The 16051-nt window shown below is 71.0% G+C and carries 15 protein-coding genes and 1 pseudogene; 5 read left to right on the plus strand and 11 right to left on the minus strand.

Annotated features, from left to right (window positions below):
* The first annotated feature begins 45 nt into the window (after positions 1-45).
* Together hutH and ASF21_RS14420 are read left to right on the plus strand one after the other, a co-directional pair.
* Positions 46-1665, plus strand: a complete 1620-nt coding sequence (gene hutH, locus ASF21_RS14415) for a histidine ammonia-lyase (RefSeq protein ID WP_055772735.1) — start codon at positions 46-48, stop codon at positions 1663-1665.
* A 47-nt stretch (positions 1666-1712) separates the two neighbouring features.
* The gene (locus tag ASF21_RS14420) at positions 1713-2615 is read left to right on the plus strand and encodes a siderophore-interacting protein (protein WP_082471604.1); all 903 of its coding nucleotides are present in this window, start codon (positions 1713-1715) and stop codon (positions 2613-2615) included.
* A gap of 76 nt (positions 2616-2691) precedes the next feature.
* Here ASF21_RS14420 and ASF21_RS14425 read toward each other — a convergent pair whose 3' ends face one another.
* The 11 genes from ASF21_RS14425 to ASF21_RS14475 form a co-directional block, all read right to left on the minus strand.
* Positions 2692-3882 carry a cation:proton antiporter gene (locus ASF21_RS14425; RefSeq protein ID WP_055772738.1) on the minus strand — a complete coding sequence of 397 codons (1191 nt, stop codon included), beginning with the start codon at positions 3880-3882 and terminating at the stop codon, positions 2692-2694.
* 7 nt (positions 3883-3889) lie between these two features.
* Positions 3890-4372 carry a cation:proton antiporter regulatory subunit gene (locus ASF21_RS16990; protein WP_055772741.1) on the minus strand — a complete coding sequence of 161 codons (483 nt, stop codon included), beginning with the start codon at positions 4370-4372 and terminating at the stop codon, positions 3890-3892.
* A gap of 9 nt (positions 4373-4381) precedes the next feature.
* On the minus strand, positions 4382-5371 hold the full coding sequence (locus tag ASF21_RS16595; protein ID WP_157365926.1) for a cation diffusion facilitator family transporter: 990 nt from the start codon (positions 5369-5371) through the stop codon (positions 4382-4384).
* A 155-nt stretch (positions 5372-5526) separates the two neighbouring features.
* Complete coding sequence (locus tag ASF21_RS14440) at positions 5527-6624, minus strand: NAD(P)/FAD-dependent oxidoreductase (protein WP_055772744.1); 1098 nt, start codon at positions 6622-6624, stop codon at positions 5527-5529.
* Between the two features lie 63 nt (positions 6625-6687).
* Positions 6688-7938, minus strand: coding sequence for a glycine C-acetyltransferase (locus ASF21_RS14445; protein ID WP_055772747.1), 1251 nt, complete (start codon positions 7936-7938; stop codon positions 6688-6690).
* 15 nt (positions 7939-7953) lie between these two features.
* On the minus strand, positions 7954-8997 hold the full coding sequence (tdh, locus tag ASF21_RS14450; RefSeq protein ID WP_055772751.1) for an L-threonine 3-dehydrogenase: 1044 nt from the start codon (positions 8995-8997) through the stop codon (positions 7954-7956).
* Between the two features lie 189 nt (positions 8998-9186).
* The gene (locus ASF21_RS14455; RefSeq protein ID WP_055772754.1) at positions 9187-10071 is read right to left on the minus strand and encodes an aminoglycoside phosphotransferase family protein; all 885 of its coding nucleotides are present in this window, start codon (positions 10069-10071) and stop codon (positions 9187-9189) included.
* A gap of 36 nt (positions 10072-10107) precedes the next feature.
* Positions 10108-11622: an Asp-tRNA(Asn)/Glu-tRNA(Gln) amidotransferase subunit GatB gene (gene gatB, locus ASF21_RS14460; protein WP_055772755.1), complete on the minus strand. Its 1515-nt coding sequence runs from the start codon at positions 11620-11622 to the stop codon at positions 10108-10110.
* Positions 11622-13136 carry an Asp-tRNA(Asn)/Glu-tRNA(Gln) amidotransferase subunit GatA gene (gatA, locus tag ASF21_RS14465; protein WP_055772758.1) on the minus strand — a complete coding sequence of 505 codons (1515 nt, stop codon included), beginning with the start codon at positions 13134-13136 and terminating at the stop codon, positions 11622-11624. The genes gatB and gatA overlap by 1 nt, the downstream gene beginning before the upstream one ends.
* A 3-nt stretch (positions 13137-13139) precedes the next feature.
* Positions 13140-13436, minus strand: coding sequence for an Asp-tRNA(Asn)/Glu-tRNA(Gln) amidotransferase subunit GatC (gatC, locus tag ASF21_RS14470; RefSeq protein WP_055772762.1), 297 nt, complete (start codon positions 13434-13436; stop codon positions 13140-13142).
* The gene (locus tag ASF21_RS14475) at positions 13429-14073 is read right to left on the minus strand and encodes a GNAT family N-acetyltransferase (protein ID WP_082471605.1); all 645 of its coding nucleotides are present in this window, start codon (positions 14071-14073) and stop codon (positions 13429-13431) included. The genes gatC and ASF21_RS14475 overlap by 8 nt, the downstream gene beginning before the upstream one ends.
* 99 nt (positions 14074-14172) lie before the next feature.
* Between ASF21_RS14475 and ASF21_RS14480 the strand changes: the two genes are divergently transcribed.
* From ASF21_RS14480 to ASF21_RS14495, 3 genes and pseudogenes are all read left to right on the plus strand, one after another.
* Entirely contained in the window at positions 14173-14559 is a 387-nt protein-coding gene (locus ASF21_RS14480; protein WP_055772765.1) for a PadR family transcriptional regulator, read from the plus strand.
* Complete coding sequence (locus ASF21_RS14485) at positions 14556-15272, plus strand: hypothetical protein (RefSeq protein ID WP_055772767.1); 717 nt, start codon at positions 14556-14558, stop codon at positions 15270-15272. Before ASF21_RS14480 ends, ASF21_RS14485 begins: the two co-directional genes overlap by 4 nt.
* A 528-nt stretch (positions 15273-15800) precedes the next feature.
* A pseudogene (locus ASF21_RS14495) lies at positions 15801-16051 on the plus strand (fasciclin domain-containing protein); the annotation flags it as partial.

A 16051-nucleotide genomic window follows, 5' to 3' on the forward strand; every position in this document is an offset into this window, starting at 1 on the left:
TTCACCAGATGGCAATAGCGGTCCGACCGCAGAACCGAGGTTCCCGTGCAGCATCCCGTGATCGTGGGGACCGGCCCCCTCTCGCCCGTCGACGTCGTCGCGGTGGCCCGTTCCGGCGCGACCGTCGAGCTCCATCCCGACGCATCGGCCGCCATGGCCGCCTCCCGTGCCGTCGTCGACGCCCTGGTCGACGACGGGACCCCCCACTACGGCGTCTCCACCGGCTTCGGCGCCCTCGCCACGAAGCACATCCCGCTCGAGCAGCGCACCCAGCTGCAGCGCAGCCTCATCCGGAGCCACGCGGCATCCTCCGGCACGGAGGTGGACCGCGAAGTGGTGCGCGGGCTCATGCTCAACCGGCTCTCGACCCTCGCGACCGGCCGCACCGGTGTGCGTCCCGTCGTCGCCACCACCTATGCGGCCCTCCTCAACGCCGGCATCACCCCCGTCATCGGCGAGTACGGCTCACTGGGCTGCTCCGGCGACCTCGCGCCGCTCTCGCACGTGGCTCTCGCGCTCATGGGCGAGGGCGACGTGCGGGATGCGCGGGGACGGCTCGTCCCCGCCGCCGAGGCCCTCGCCACCGCGGGCATCATGCCCGTCGAACTGCGCGAGAAGGAGGGGCTGGCCCTCATCAACGGCACGGACGGGATGCTGGGGATGCTGGTCCTCGCGGCGTCCGACCTGCACCTGCTGCTGGCGACGGCGGACCTCGCCGCCGCGATGAGCGTCGAGGGACTGCTCGGGACGGACGCCGTCTTCGCCGAGGACCTGCATGCCCTGCGCCCACACCCGGGCCAGGTGGCCTCGGCCGCCGGCATCCGCGCCCTCCTGGACGGCTCACCGCTCATCGCCGAGCAGCTCACGTCGGCGACGGGGCGGCACCGCTTCACGCGCGTCCAGGACGCCTACTCGCTGCGGTGCGCACCCCAGGTGCACGGCGCCGCGCGGGCCACGCTGGCGCACGCGGAATCGGTCGCCGCGATCGAGCTCGGCTCGGCCATCGACAACCCGGTGATCACGCCCGACGGCCGGATCGAGTCGAACGGCAACTTCCACGGCGCTCCCGTGGGATACGTGCTGGACTTCCTCGCGATCGCCGTCGCCGACGTCGCCTCGATGAGCGAACGGCGCACCGACCGCTTCCTCGACCGCGCCCGCAGCCACGGGCTGAACCCCTTCCTCGCCCACGATCCCGGCGTCGATTCCGGGCACATGATCGCCCAGTACACCCAGGCCGGCATCGTGTCCGAGCTCAAGCGCCTCGCCCAGCCAGCCTCCGTCGACTCCATCCCCTCCTCGGCCATGCAGGAGGACCACGTGTCCATGGGCTGGGCGGCCGGGCTGAAGCTCCGCCGGGCGATCGACGGCCTCACCCGCGTGCTCGCCATCGAGATCCTCACGGCTGCGCGCGGCCTGGACATGCGGGACGGCGGACTGCAGGGCTGGACGGACCCGTCCACCGGCGCCGACGCTCCCGGAAGCTCCCCCACCCTCCGCAGTTCGGCTCCCATCAGCGCCGTGCGGTCACGGCTCCGGCAGGACGTCCCGGGGCCGGGGACCGATCGCTATCTCGCCCCCGAGATCGAGGCGGCACGGCTCCTCGTCGCGGACGGCTCGCTCCTCGCGGCAGCGCAGGCGGAACTCCCAGCGTCCGCCGGGTAAGGCTTGTTAGGGTGGGCTAAGTCCCACCGAGAAAGAAGTCCCGCCCCATGCCCTCATCCTCCCCCGCTCCCACCTCGGCGTCTCCCGACCCTGCCGGTCCCACCGATCCCGCACCGCAGGCCCTGGCGCCCCGCAAGCCCCCGAGGCCGCAAGCCGTCCTCACCGTGGTCGGGACGCAGTGGCTGAGCCCCCACCTGGTGCGGGTGGTGGCGGGCGGACCGGGCTTCGCGGACCTCCAGGAGTGCGACGCGACGGACAAGTACGCCAAGCTGCTGTTCGCGAGGCCCGAGCTGGGACTCGTCCCGCCGTACGACCTCGCGGCACTGAAGCAGGAGCTCCCCTCCGGCGACCGGCCGGTGAAGCGCACCTACACGATCCGCTGGCTCGACCACGGCACGCAGCGGCTCGCGATCGACTTCGTGGTGCACGGTGACGCAGGCATCGCCGGCCCCTGGGCGGCAGCGGCCGTCCCCGGCGACACGCTCGTGCTCATGGGGCCGTCCGGGAAGTGGTCTCCGGACCCGACCGCGGACTGGCACCTCTTCGTCGGCGACGACTCCGCCCTCCCCGCGATCGCGGCGGGCATCGACGCCCTGCCGGACACCGCCGTCGGGCACGCCTACCTCGAAGTGGACAGCGACGCGGAGATCATCCCGCTCGACGCACCGGACGGACTCGCCGTGCACTGGCTGCTGCGCGACGGCAGGGCCGCCGGGACGACGACGCTCCTCGCGGACGCCGTCGCCGCCGGTGCGTGGCCCGAGGGCCGGGTCGACGCCTTCGTCCACGGCGAGCGCGGTGCCATGAAGGCCCTGCGGGACGTGCTGTTCAAGGGTCGGGGGCTCGAGAAGAAGCAGGTGTCCCTCTCCGGCTACTGGGCGTACGGGCGCGAGGAGGACGCCTTCCAGGCGGAGAAGCTCGAGCCGATCGGCCGCATCCTGGAGGACTGACGCCGGGGGCGGATGTCCGCGGGCGTCGGGAGGTGACGGCCCGCGGCCTGACGCCGGGGGCGGATGTCCGCGGGCGTCAGACCGTCACGGGCCGCGGCCTGCGCTTCGGCGCCCGGTCGAGCAGTTCCATCGCCGGCTCGGCGAGGCGGGCCAGCACCGGGCCGAGGACGGCCATCAGCAGGACGTAGGTGGTGGCGAGAGCCGCCAGTTCGGGGATCACGGCCCCCGACGCGACGGCGAGCCCGGCGATGACGATCGAGAACTCGCCCCGCGCCACCAGCGCCGTCCCCGCGCGCGCACGGCCGAGCCGCCCGATCCCCTGCCGCTTGGCAGCCCACCACCCGGTGGCGATCTTGGTGGCCGAGGTGACCAGCGCCAGACCCAGGGCGAAGCCGAGGACGGGCGGGATCGAGGCCGGATCGGTGTTCAGGCCGAACACCACGAAGAAGATCGCGGCGAAGAGATCGCGCAGGGGTTCGAGGATCCGGGCGGCGTTCTCCGCCGTCGCCCCCGAGATGGCGATGCCGAGGAGGAACGCGCCGACGGCGGCCGAGACCTGCAGCGCCGAGGCCAGGCCGGCGACCAGGAGCGCGGCACCGATCAGCGTCAGGAGGAACACCTCGCGGTCCGTGCTGTCCACCACTGCGGAGACCACGTTGCCCCAGCGGAGGGCGATCACGAGCACCAGCGTGACGACGAGGAGCGAGATACCGACCGTGCCGAGTCCGCCCGCGAAGCTGAGTCCCGCCAGCACGGCGGTGAGGACCGGCAGGTAGATGGCCATGGCAAGGTCCTCGAAGACGAGGATCGCCAGCACGGTGGGGGTCTCGCGGTTGCCGAGCCGGCCGAGGTCGCTGATGACCTTCGCCGCGATGCCGGACGAGGAGATGTAGGTGACGCCGCCCATCACCAGGGCGGCGACCGGACCCCACCCGAGGATCACCGCGACGAGCGCACCGGGCGTGAAGTTCAGCAGGAAGTCGACGATCCCGGCGAGCCAGGACTGCCGGAGGCCGGTGACCAGCTCCTTCGCGGTGTACTCGAGCCCGAGCATCAGCAGGAGCAGGACCACGCCGATCTCGCTGGCGACCTCGCTGAACTCGATGACACCCTCGAGCTCGATGAACCCACCCTGCCCGAAGAAGAGGCCGCCGATCAGGTACAGCGGGATGGGCGAGAGTCCGATCCGGCCGGCGAGCCGCCCGAGGATACCGAGGAACAGGAGAATGGCGCCGAGTTCGATCAGGGTCAGGGCGGTGGTGTGCACGGGCCGCTCAGCCGTTGCGCAGGATGTCCGCCGCGGCGTCGAGGCCCTCGGAGGTTCCCACCACCACCAGCAGATCGCCGGCGGCCAGGGTGAAGTCGGGCGTGGGGGATGCCTGGACCTGCCCCGAGCGCAGCACCGCCACGAGGGACGCTCCGGAGCGCGAGCGCATCCGGGTATCCGCGAGCGGATGTCCGTCGAAGGGCGAACCGCGCTCGATGAGGAACTGCCGGGTGGAGACGCCCGGCAGGTCCCGGTGCTCCTCCGTCAGTTGCGCGACGAGCTGCCGCGAACCCAGGAGGTTGCCGATGGTGGCGGCCTCGTCCGGCGTCAGCGGGATCGAGGCGACGCAGGCGTCGGGGTCGTTGGCCTTGGAGATGATGAGGTCGAGATCGCCGTCGCGCTGGGCGACGATGCCCACCCTGCGCCCGGAGCCGGTGACGATCTCGCGCCGCACTCCGATGCCGGGAAGACGTGTTTCGATGACGTTCATGCGCCCATCCTAGACCTGCCCACCCCCGTCGCCGGACGCCGGGGTGCGGGCGGAGCCGCCGTTCGCCGAGGGCGTCACCCCGGCCTCGGGGACGTAGAGATCCGGTTCGAGATAGATGGCCGTGGCGATCGGCACCGCCGCCCGGATGCGCCGTTCGGCGTCGTTGATCTCGGCGGCGATCTGCGCTCCGCTCTCCTGGCTCCCGACCGTGATCTTCGCGGCGACGAGCAGCTCGTCGGGGCCCAGGTGGAGGGTCTTCAGGTGGATGATGTGCGTGGCTCCGTCGTTGCCGATGGCCTCCTCGATCTTCGCGACGTCCGACGCCGACGCGGATTCGCCGAGCAGCAGGCTCTTGGTCTCGACGGCGAGGACGGCGGCGATGGCCACGAGCAGGAGGCCGATCATCGCCGTGCCCGCGGCATCCCAGAGGCCGTTGTCCGTGAGGAGGGTCATGGAGACGCCGAACAGCGCGAACAGCAGTCCGATGAGCGCGCCGAAGTCCTCCAGCAGGATGACGGGCAGCTCGGGAGCCTTGGCCGTCCGGACGAAGCGCACCCAGCCCATGTCCCCCCGGGTGTGGTTGGACTCCCGGATGGCGGTGCGGAGGGAGAACGACTCCGCGACGATCGCCCCGATGAGCACCGCGAGCGGCACCCACCAGAAGGAGCCCTCGATCGGGTGCGGGTCCTGGTACTTGTGGTAGGCCTCGTAGAGCGCGAACAGCCCGCCGACGCTGAACAGCACGATCGAGACGATGAAGGCGTAGATGTAGCGTTCGCGTCCGAATCCGAACGGATGCTCGGCACTCGCCTGGCGCTTCGACCGCTTGCCGCCCACGAGCAGCAGCACCTGGTTGCCGGAGTCCGCCACCGAGTGGATGCCCTCGGCGAGCATCGACGACGATCGCGTGAGGGCGAACGCGAGGAACTTGAGGGCGGCGATGGTGAGATTCGCCGTGAGGGCCGCGATGATCGCCTTGTTGCCTCCGCCTGCCGACATGCTGCACGTCCGTTCTCCGTGCCGCCCGCGGCGGCGCCTGTGTTCCCGGCATCATGCCGGTGTCGAGGACCCACACTACGGAACGGACGCCGCTTCCGGATCCCCGGGCCCGGCGGTGCCCGTCCCTTGCGCGGGGCGCGGACATCAGCTGGGGGTCATGCCGGGCGGAGTGCCTCCGCCGCAGCCCTGATCCGGACCGGATCGGCGCCGAGATCCTCGGGGTCCGCCCCGGTGAGCAGGATGGTCGCGAGCTCGGCGATGCCGGAGGAGGTCTGGAAACCGTAGCCGCCCTGGCCGGCGAGCCAGAAGAAGCCGGGATGTGCTGCGTCGAACCCGACGACCGGCAGGCCGGACGCGCACTGCGTCCGCAACCCGGTCCAGGCCCGTACGACACCGGTGATGCCGAGATCGGTGACGGTTGCCAGGTGGTCGATGAGACGCTCGACGTCGCCCGGGTGGGGTTGCGCGTCACCCGGCTCGGCAGGCTCCGCCTCGCACGGGGAGATCAGGATCCCCTCGGCGTCGGGCCGGTAGTAGAAGGCGTCATCGGCTGCCGCCACCATGGGTGTCCCGACGGGTGGCGCATGGGTGGCCGCCACGATCGCGGCGGTCCGCCGGAGGGGAACGAGGCCCTGCGGCGCGACACCGCAGACATTGGCGAGACCGTCGGCCCAGGCGCCTGCGGCGTTCACGACGACCTCCGCGCTGATGGGTCGGTAGCCCGCCCGGACGCTCCAGCCGGCGCCGTCGTAGTGCGCCGAGGTGACCTCGGCACCGGTGAGGATGATGACGCCGTCGTCGCCCGCACGGCGGCGGTGGTAGTCGAGGAGCAGATCGGTGTCGGTGCCGACGCAGTCCGTGTCGATGGCGGCTGCGGTGAAGGCGTCCGGGCGGAGCTGTGGGCACAGCGCCAGGGCCTCGGCGTGCGGGACGCGCCGCATCGACCCGTTCATGGCGGCGTCGACCTCGTCCTCGGTACCGATCAGGAGGAAGGCTCGCGGCACCGTCAGTGGCAGGCCGGTGGAGGACTGCACGCCGTCCAGCAGGTCGAGCGTGCGGCGCGTCAGGTCCTGGACGGGTCCGGGTCCGTAGCTGGGGATGAGCTGACGGGCCGAGCGCGACGACGTGTGGTAGCCGAGCGTGCCCTCCGCCTCGACCAGCACCACGCTGGAGAACGGGGCGAGGGCCGAGGCCAGGGAGAGGCCGGCGATCCCGCCGCCGACGATCAGGACGTCACACTCGAGGGAGCTCATGCCGTCATCTTAGGTGGGCGCTCCCCCGAACGGCCGCCGGGGCTCCCGGAGTGTGGAGGAGGACTAGGCGCCGCCGACGTGTGCGCCCGGAGCACCGGCGGCCTCGGCCCCCGCGCCTTCCCCCGCGACGTCGTCGCGCGCCGCGACGAAGGCCTGCACGCAGGCCTCGATGTCCTCGTCGGTGTGGGCGGCGGAGAGCTGCACGCGGATGCGCGCTGCACCCTTGGGCACCACGGGGTAGCTGAAGGCCGTCACGAAGACGCCGTGCGCGAGCATCGCGTCGGCGGTGCGCGCCGCGAGGACGGCGTCACCGAACATCACCGGGATGATGGCGTGTTCGCCCTCGAGCAGGTCGAACCCCTCCTCCGTCATCCGACGCCGGAACAGCGCCGCGTTGGCGGTGAGTGTTCCGCGGAGCTCCCCGCTGTTCTGCACGAGGTCGAGCGCCGTGAGGGTCGCGGCGACGATCGACGGCGCGAGGGAGTTCGAGAAGAGGTACGGGCGGGCGCGCTGCCGCAGCAGGGCGACGATCTCGGCCCTGGCCGCCACGTACCCGCCGGATGCGCCACCGAGCGCCTTGCCGAAGGTCCCGGTGAAGATGTCGACACGGCTCGCCACGCCCGCGTGCTCCGGTGTCCCCGCCCCGGTGGAGCCCATGAAGCCGACCGCGTGCGAGTCGTCCACCATGACCATCGCGTCGTAGCGCTCGGCGAGGTCGCAGATCGCCTCGAGCGGCGCGAGGTAGCCGTCCATGGAGAAGACGCCGTCCGTCACGACGAGACGGCGCCGCGCCCCGGCGGCCTCCTGGAGCTTCGCCTCGAGGTCGGCCATGTCGCGGTTGGCGTAGCGGAAGCGCTGCGCCTTCGAGAGCCGGATGCCGTCGATGATGGACGCGTGGTTCAGGGAGTCCGAGATGACGGCGTCCTCAGCGCCGAGCAGCGATTCGAAGACGCCGCCGTTCGCGTCGAAGCAGGAGGAGAAGAGGATGGTGTCCTCGGTGCCGAGGAACTGCGAGACCCGGTGCTCGAGCTCGAGGTGGAGGTCCTGGGTGCCGCAGATGAAACGGACCGAGGCCATGCCGAATCCGCGTTCGTCGAGCGCGTTCTTCGCCGACGCGATGATGTCGGGATGGTCGGCGAGGCCGAGGTAGTTGTTCGCGCAGAAGTTGAGGACGTCCGCGTCCCCGGCGTCTAGCGCCCCGGCCATGATGTGGCTCGATTGCGGGGACGAGATGCGGCGCTCGTGCTTGAAGAGGCCGGCGGTGCGGATGTCGTCGAGTTCGCCGGCGAGCTGGTCGCGGACTGCTGAGTACATGGTGTTCCCGTTTCCCTAGAAGGTGGTCCAGTCGAGGACCACTTTGCCGCTCGCGCCGTCGCGCGCTGTCGTGAAGCCCTGCTTCCATTCGCTGGCGGGCAGGCAGTCGGTGACGACCGACGAGACGGCGTCGCGCAGCGTCCGGTTGGACTGCAGCATGGCGCTCATCGCGTACCAGGTCTCGAACATCTCGCGGCCGTAGATGCCCTTGAGGGTGAGCATGTGCGTGACCACCTTGCCCCAGTCGATCGAGATGGGGCCCGAGGGCAGGCCGAGCATCGCGATGCGCCCGCCGTGGTTCATGTTGTCGATCATCTCCGGCAGGGCCGTGGCGTGGCCGGACATCTCCATCCCGACGTCGAAGCCCTCCTTCATGCCGAGCTCGCGCTGCGCGTCGGCGACCCGCATGCGGCTCACGTCGATGGCGATGTCCGCACCGACGCCGCGGGCGAGCTCCAGTCGCGGCGCCGAGACGTCCGTGATCGCGATCTTCCGCGCTCCGGCGTGGCGGGCGACGGCGACGGCCATGAGGCCGATCGGCCCGGCGCCGGTGATCAGGACGTCCTCGCCGACGAGGGGGAAGCTGAGCGCGGTGTGGACGGCGTTGCCGAACGGATCGAAGACCGCACCGAGATCGGGCGTGACGGTCGCGTCGTGGACCCAGACGTTGGTCTCGGGGACGACGACGAACTCGGCGAACGCGCCGTCGCGCTGCACCCCGACGCTCGAGGTGCGGATGCACATCTGGCGGCGGCCGGCGCGGCAGTTGCGGCAGGTCCCGCAGACGATGTGGCCCTCACCGGAGACACGGTCACCGATGCGGACGTCCCGGATGCCGTCGCCGAGCGCCACGACCTCGCCGTAGAACTCGTGTCCGGGGATGAGCGGCGCCGAGATCATGCCCTGCGCCCAGGAGTCCCAGCTCTCGATATGGAGGTCGGTGCCACAGATGCCGGTGGTCATCACGCGGATCTTGACCTCGCCGAACCCTGCGTCGGGTTCGGGCCGGTCGACCAGTTCGAGACCGGGGTGTGCCCCGGACTTGTACAGCGCCTTCACTGGACAGTTCCTTCCATGCCGCTGCGGTTCCGGCGGAGTGGGCCGGGCGTCCTAGCGGGACGAGTGCCGGGCGGGATATGCCCGCAGCAACACTATCAGCGCTCTGCGGAGGCAGGCCTCGGCGGACTGCCGAGCCCGCCGTGGAACCCCGCGGGTCCGGCGTCGAGCCGGGCCGGCACCGGCACCGGGTCAGTCGGCGCAGGCCTCCGCCAGGGCCTCCCGGCCGAGTGTGTGCAGATCCGGCGCATCGTCGGACGACGCCGCCACCGCACTGCCGATGCTCACGGCCCAGCCGCGCGCCCGGTCCCACGTGGCCTCGTCCGTCGGACGCAGCCGCTCCACCTCCGAACGGAACGCGGAGCGACCGGCTGCGTCGAAGAACAGCCATCCCGCCGCGAGGTCGGTGGCCGGGTCCCCCGAGCAGAGATCCCCGAAGTCGACGACGCCGGCCAGCCCGCCCTCGGGCGTGAGGACCGCGTTCGCGGGATGCAGGTCGCCGTGCAGCCAGAGCGGCACGCCTGCCCACGCGGGAGCAGCCACCGCCCGATCCCATGCAGCGGACAGGTCCGGATCACCGGCGAGGGATGCCAGCCGCTCCCGCACGACCTCGTTGCGCGCCGTGAGCGGACCGCCCCGCCCCACGGGACTCACCGGGGCGCCCGCCGGGGCAGGACGCTGGAAGGCGACGAGGAACCGCGCGAGTGGAGCGGCCGCCGGTCCCCGGCGCGCCCGGGGGACCGTGAGTCCGCTCCCGCCCGCGATCCAGCGGCTCACCGACCAGTGCCACGGATACCCCTCGCCCGGCCCGCCCAGCCGCACGGGCGACGACGTCTGCACGTCGAGGCCTGCAGTCAGTCCCGGGAGCCACCGCTGTTCCTCGACCATGAGGGGTTCGGCGACCGCGCGGCGCGGGAGCCGCACCAGGAGGTCCTCGCCGAGCCGGAAGATCGCGTTGTCCCAGCCGTTGCCCGCGAAGCGCAGCGGCAGGTCCGCGAGGTCGGGGTGCTGCTGCTCGAGGAGCGAGACGACGAGGGAGGGCACGACGTCGATCTCTGCCACCGGCATGAGCGCCATCGTGCCCTCCCTCGTCCGAGTCCTTCGGGTGCGGGGCTAGCCTTCGACGCCGAGGCGCTGGAGGATGAGCTCGCGCACGCGGCCGGCGTCGGCCTGGCCGCGCGTCGCCTTCATGACACCGCCCACGATCGCCCCGACGGCCTGGACCTTGCCGCCGCGGATCTTGTCCGCGACGTCGGGCTGCGCCGCGAGGGCTCCGTCGATCGCCTCGAGCAGCGGTCCGTCGTCGGACACCACCGCGAGGCCGCGCTTCTCGACGACCTCCGAAGGTGTCCCCTCGCCCGCGAGGACCCCGTCGAGGACGTCGCGGGAGAGCTTGTCGTTGATCTTGCCCGACTCGATGAGCGCGTTTAGTTCGACGATCAGCTCGGGCGTCACCCCCAGCTCGGCGGGCTCGACATCGGCGAGCTTCGCACGGCGGGAGATCTCGCCCATCCACCACTTGCGGGCGACGGCGGCGCTGACGCCGGCGGCGACGGTGTCCTCGATCGAGGACATGACGCCGGCGTTGACGACGTCCCGGAACTCGGCGTCGGAGTAGCCCCAATCGGCCTGCAGGCGCTTGCGGCGCTCGGCGGGCGGCTCGGGCAGTTCGGCGCGGAGCTTCTCGATCCACGCCTCGTTCGTGACGACCGGCACCAGGTCCGGCTCGGGGAAGTAGCGGTAGTCGTCGGCGTCGGACTTGGGACGGCCCGACGTCGTCGAACGCGTGTCCTCGTGCCAGTGCCGCGTCTCCTGCAGGATCGCCGTCCCGGTGTCGAGGACGGCGGCGTGCCGCTGGATCTCGTAGCGGACGGCGTGCTCGACGGCGCGCAGCGAGTTGACGTTCTTCGTCTCGGTGCGGGTGCCGAACCTCTCCCGGCCGTGCGGGCGCAGGGAGACGTTCGCGTCGCAGCGCACGTTGCCGCGCTCCATGCGCGCATCGGAGACACCGAGGTTCTTGACGATCTCGCGGATCGCGGCGACGTAGGCCTTCGCCAGCTCCGGGGCCCGCGATCCTGCGCCCTCGATCGGCTTGGTGACGATCTCGATCAGCGGGACGCCGGCACGGTTGTAGTCCACGAGGGAGAACTCGGCGCCCTGGATGCGGCCCGTGGAGCCACCCATGTGGGTGAGCTTGCCGGCGTCCTCCTCCATGTGCGCGCGCTCGATCTCGACCCGGAACACCGTGCCGTCGGCCAGCTCGATGTCGAGGAAGCCGTCGTGGGCGATGGGATCCTCGAACTGGGAGGTCTGGAAGTTCTTCGGGGTGTCAGGATAGAAGTAGTTCTTCCGCGCGAAGTAGCACTTCTCGGCGATGCTGCAGTTCAGCGCGAGGCCGATCTTGATCGCGGATTCCACCGCGACACCGTTGACCACGGGCAGCACCCCGGGCAGGCCGAGATCCACCGGCGTGACGTTGGTGTTGGGGATGTCACCGAAGGCGTTGGGTGCGGAGGAGAACATCTTGGTCCGCGTGTTGAGCTCCACGTGGACCTCGAACCCGAGCACGGGATCGTACTTCTCCATGGCCTCCTCGAAGGAGAGGACCTCGTCGGTTCCAGCAGTCATTACTTTCCACCTGCACTCTCTGTGATGGCCGGAGCCTTGGCCAGCAGCGGGCCACCCCACGTCTCCTCGAGCAGCGCCTCGAGGACCGCACCCACGCGGTAGAGGCGCGCGTCCTGGCGCGCCGGGGCGAGGAGCTGGATGCCGACGGGGAGCCCGTCCTCGTCGGCGAGACCGCCGGGCAGGGACAGCCCGGGGACTCCGGCCATGTTCGCCGGGATGGTGGCGACGTCGTTCAGGTACATGGCCAGCGGATCGTCGAGCTTCTCCCCCAGCTTGAAGGCCGTGGTCGGCGCCGTCGGCGAGATGAGCACGTCGGCCCGCTCGAAGGCGGCGGCGAAGTCCCGCTGGATGAGCGTGCGGACCTTCTGCGCCGAGCCGTAGTAGGCGTCGTAGTATCCGGCGCTCAGCGCGTAGGTACCGAGGATGATCCGGCGCTTGACCTCGTCGCCGAAGCCCGCGGCGCGGGTGGCGCCCATGACGCGCTCGATGGTGGGGGCGCCGTCCGGCACCACCCGCAGGCCGAACCGCACGCCGTCGTACTTGGCGAGGTTGCTGGAGGCCTCCGACGGCATGATGAGGTAGTAGGCCTCGAGTGCGTAGCGGAAGTTGGGGCAGGACACCTCGACGATCTCGGCGCCCGCCGAACGCAGCAGGTCGAGCGACTCGTGGAACCGGGTGAGGACGCCGGCCTGGTAGCCCTCGCCCTGCAGTTCCTTGATGACGCCGATGCGCATGCCCTCGACCTGGCCCATCCGAGCGGCCTCGACGAGCGCGCCGACGGGGTCGGTGAGCGACGTCGAATCGTGCGGGTCGTGCCCGCCGATGACCTCGTGCAGCAGCGCACTGTCGAGGACGGTGCGGGACACGGGACCGATCTGGTCCAGGGAGGACGCCATGGCGATGGCACCGTAGCGGGAGACGCCGCCGTAGGTCGGCTTCACGCCGACCGTGCCGGTGACGGCGCCGGGCTGGCGGATCGAGCCGCCGGTGTCGGTGCCGAGGGCCAGCGGCGCCTCGAAGGCGGCGACCGCGGCAGCGGAACCACCGCCGGATCCGCCGGGGATGCGGTCCAGGTCCCACGGGTTGCGGGTGGGGCCGAACGCGGAGTGCTCGGTCGAGGACCCCATGGCGAACTCGTCGAGGTTCGTCTTGCCGAGGATCGGCATCCTCGCCGCACGGAGCTTCTTCACCACGGTCGCGTCGTAGGGGCTCTGCCAGCCCTCGAGGATCCTCGAACCGGCCGTGGTCGGCTGGCCCTTCGTCACGATCAGGTCCTTGACCGCGATGGGGACGCCGGCCAGCGGGTGCAGGGCATCGCCGTCGGCGCGGGCCTTGTCGACCTCCGCGGCGACGAGCAGTGCCTCGTCCGTGTTCACGTGCAGGAAGGCGTGGATGGCACCGTCGACGGCGCCGATACGGTCGAGGTGGGCCTGCGTCACCTCGACGGCGGAGACCTCCTGCGCCGCGAGCTTCCGGGCCAGGACATCGGCGGAGAGATGGATCAGATCGGTCATGGGTTACTCCCCGTCCAGGATCGCGGGGACCTTGAAGCGTCCGTCGGCGTTGTCGGGCGCGCCGAGCAGCGCTTCCTCGTTGCTGAGGGTCTCCCCCACGACGTCCTCGCGGAACACGTTGCTCAGCGGGATCGGGTGGCTGGTCGCCGGGACGTCGTCGCCCGCCACCTCGCTCACGGTCTTGATGGACTCGACGATCACGGCGAGCTCTCCGGCCATGCGGTCGAGCTCCTCGTCGGTCATGTCGATGTGGGCGAGACGCGCGAGGTGCGCGACGTCGTCCCGGTTGATCTCAGCCATGGATCTCCCCTGGAAGTCGGAGGTGGGTTTCTCCGTCCAGTCTAGTGCGGTCGCGTGGCGCGTCCGGCATGGCGGCGGGCGGCTCGACGACGGGACGCGGAGGCTGGAGCGGCAGCCGGAAGACCCACAGCAGGATGTCCTCGTTGGGGACCTCCCAGTCCCGCTCCGGCACCCGGACGAAGCCCATCGACGTGTAGAGGCGGTGGGCGCGCACCATCTCGGAGCCGCTGGTCAGGCTGACGGCCTCGATGCCGGTCAGGGTGCGCGCATGCTCGACGATGCGCTCCACCATCGCGCGGCCGACCCCGCCCCGCTGCACCGAGGGATCGACGGCGAGCATGCGGAACTCCAGTTCGCCCTCGACGGCGATGTCCGTGTACCGCTGGCCCGCGAACGTCAGCGCGACCGACCCGACCACGGTGCCGTGCCGCTCGGCGACCCAGACCTCGGCGTGCTGTGCGCGGTGCTCGATATCGGACAGGACCGCCATGTAGGGGTGGGCATCGTCGGCGAAGTACCCGGCTTCGAGGTAGGCGTCGCGCGTGATGCGGCGGACGGCGTCGTAGTCCTCGGTGCGGACGGGCCGGATGGTGAGGCGGGGGTCGGACACTGCGTGGCCGGACGGAGCGGAAGTCACCGGTTCATCTTGTCACGGGGACCGGCGCCGGCAACGAGGCCGGGCAGGGTGCCGGGGCGGGGGCTTTACAGGCTAACTACTTAGAGAGACAATCTAGTCATGAGCACCTCCACCCCCGATGTGCGCGCCACGGATGGCGTGGACTGGCCCAGCGACTGGCTCCGGGCGACCCTCGGATTCCTCGCCCTGCGAGCGTTGTCGGGCGGACCCTCCTACGGGTACGCGATCATCAGCGAACTCGAGCGGCACGGGTTCGGTGCCATCAAGGGCGGGACCCTGTATCCGCTGCTCACCCGCTACGAGGCGGCCGGGCTCCTGACCACCGAGTGGCGCGCCGGCGACGGCGGTCCCGGCCGCAAGTACTTCGCCCTCACCGAGCAGGGCCGGGCAGAGCTCACCCGGCTCAGCGCCGACTGGAGGCGTTTCGTCGCCTCCAGCGTGCACTACCTCGATCCCGAACGACCCGAGAAGGAGATCTCCCCATGATGCAGCAGACCAGCGACAAGAAGTGGTTCGACGAGCTCGTCGTGGAGCTCCGGCTACGGCAGGTCCACGGGAGCGCCATCGGCGACACCGTGGCGAGCGCCCGGGAGCTTCTCCGCGACACCGGCCAACCGGCGGAGGAAGCCTTCGGACCCGCCCGCGATTACGCCGCTGCCCTCGAGTTCCCCGCCGCACCCGGACACGACTGGGTCCGACAGGCACTCTGGCCGTCCCTGCTGGGGCTCCTGGCCTTCCTGCTCTTCAACCAGGCGGTCACGGCGTGGACTCAGCAGGAGCTACTCCTGGTGTCCCCCGCCCAGTTGGCGCTTCTCGCCACACCGGTGGTGCTCGTGGCCCTCCTGCCGCTCTATCTCGACGCCGTCGTCCGACGGCTCTGGGTAGGCATCGCGATCGCTGCGATCTGCGCCGTCGCAGGTGTCCTCTCGGCCGTCGTCGCACCGACGCAGCCCTCCGACGCGTGGCTGGCCATCGATCCTTCTCCCTGGCTCATCGGGACCGCCCTCGTCATGGTGGTGCTGTCGGTACGCAATACCGTCCGGTCCTCCCGCGCTGCGGACGACGACGAGATCATCGACCCGCTGTCGGGCACCACGGCCGGCACCGGGGCAGGGGCGAGGATCCTGGTCCACGTCACCAACTGGCTGTTTCCCGTCCTCGCCCTCGCCATGCTGGGCCTCGCGCTGGCGCTCCGCTGAATCGGTCGGCGCGGCCCGCCGGAGCCCGACCGGGAGGGACGGTCTCCTGTCGGTGATCCCGGCATCGGGTGACCACCGGACCGCACCGTGGACCCAGACCGGTTGCGGCGCTGTCCGGTACGGAGGGGGGCGCAGTGCTCCGGGTCGGGGTACAGGGAGATCCCGATGACGCGGTCGAGCTGTGCGCGTGCCTTCTCGAGGTCGGCGATGCCCTCGGTGATGTGGTCCCGCTCCTGCTTCGCCAGCGCAGGTGCGTCCTCGACACGCGGAGCGCGATGATCAGGGCACGACCGGCCCACGACCCTGCCGCCCTCCACGCGCACATCACACCGGCGGCCTGACAGCAGGTCCTGGCCGGCGACCCTGAGCAGGTTCGTCGGCAGTACCTGTGGCGCTCCTCACATGGTCCCGGCACCCATCTGTCCGCGACGTGCCACCGAAGGACCAGTAAGACATCGGCGCGGGAAGTCCAGCGTCGGGAACGTCGGACACAGTGGGCGGTGGACCGCTCACCTACGAAGGAGAAGCATGGAACTCACGAAGCGCAGGAACCTCTCGATCCTCGGGATCGCAGCAGTCTCGATGCTCGGCCTCGCGGCCTGCGGCGGCACCGACGAGACCGAGACGACCTCGGGCAGCATGGCGAGCGAGAGCAGCACGGCGGGCCCCGAGAGCGCATCGCCGTCGGCAGAGGCCAGCATGGCCCCCTCCGCCTCGGCCGACGCCATGATGGACCCCGCCGCGAACCTCGTCGGCCCCGGCTGCGCCGGCTACGCCGA

It is taken from the genome of Arthrobacter sp. Leaf234 (assembly GCF_001422665.1).
In the GTDB taxonomy this organism is placed as follows: domain Bacteria; phylum Actinomycetota; class Actinomycetes; order Actinomycetales; family Micrococcaceae; genus Arthrobacter_D.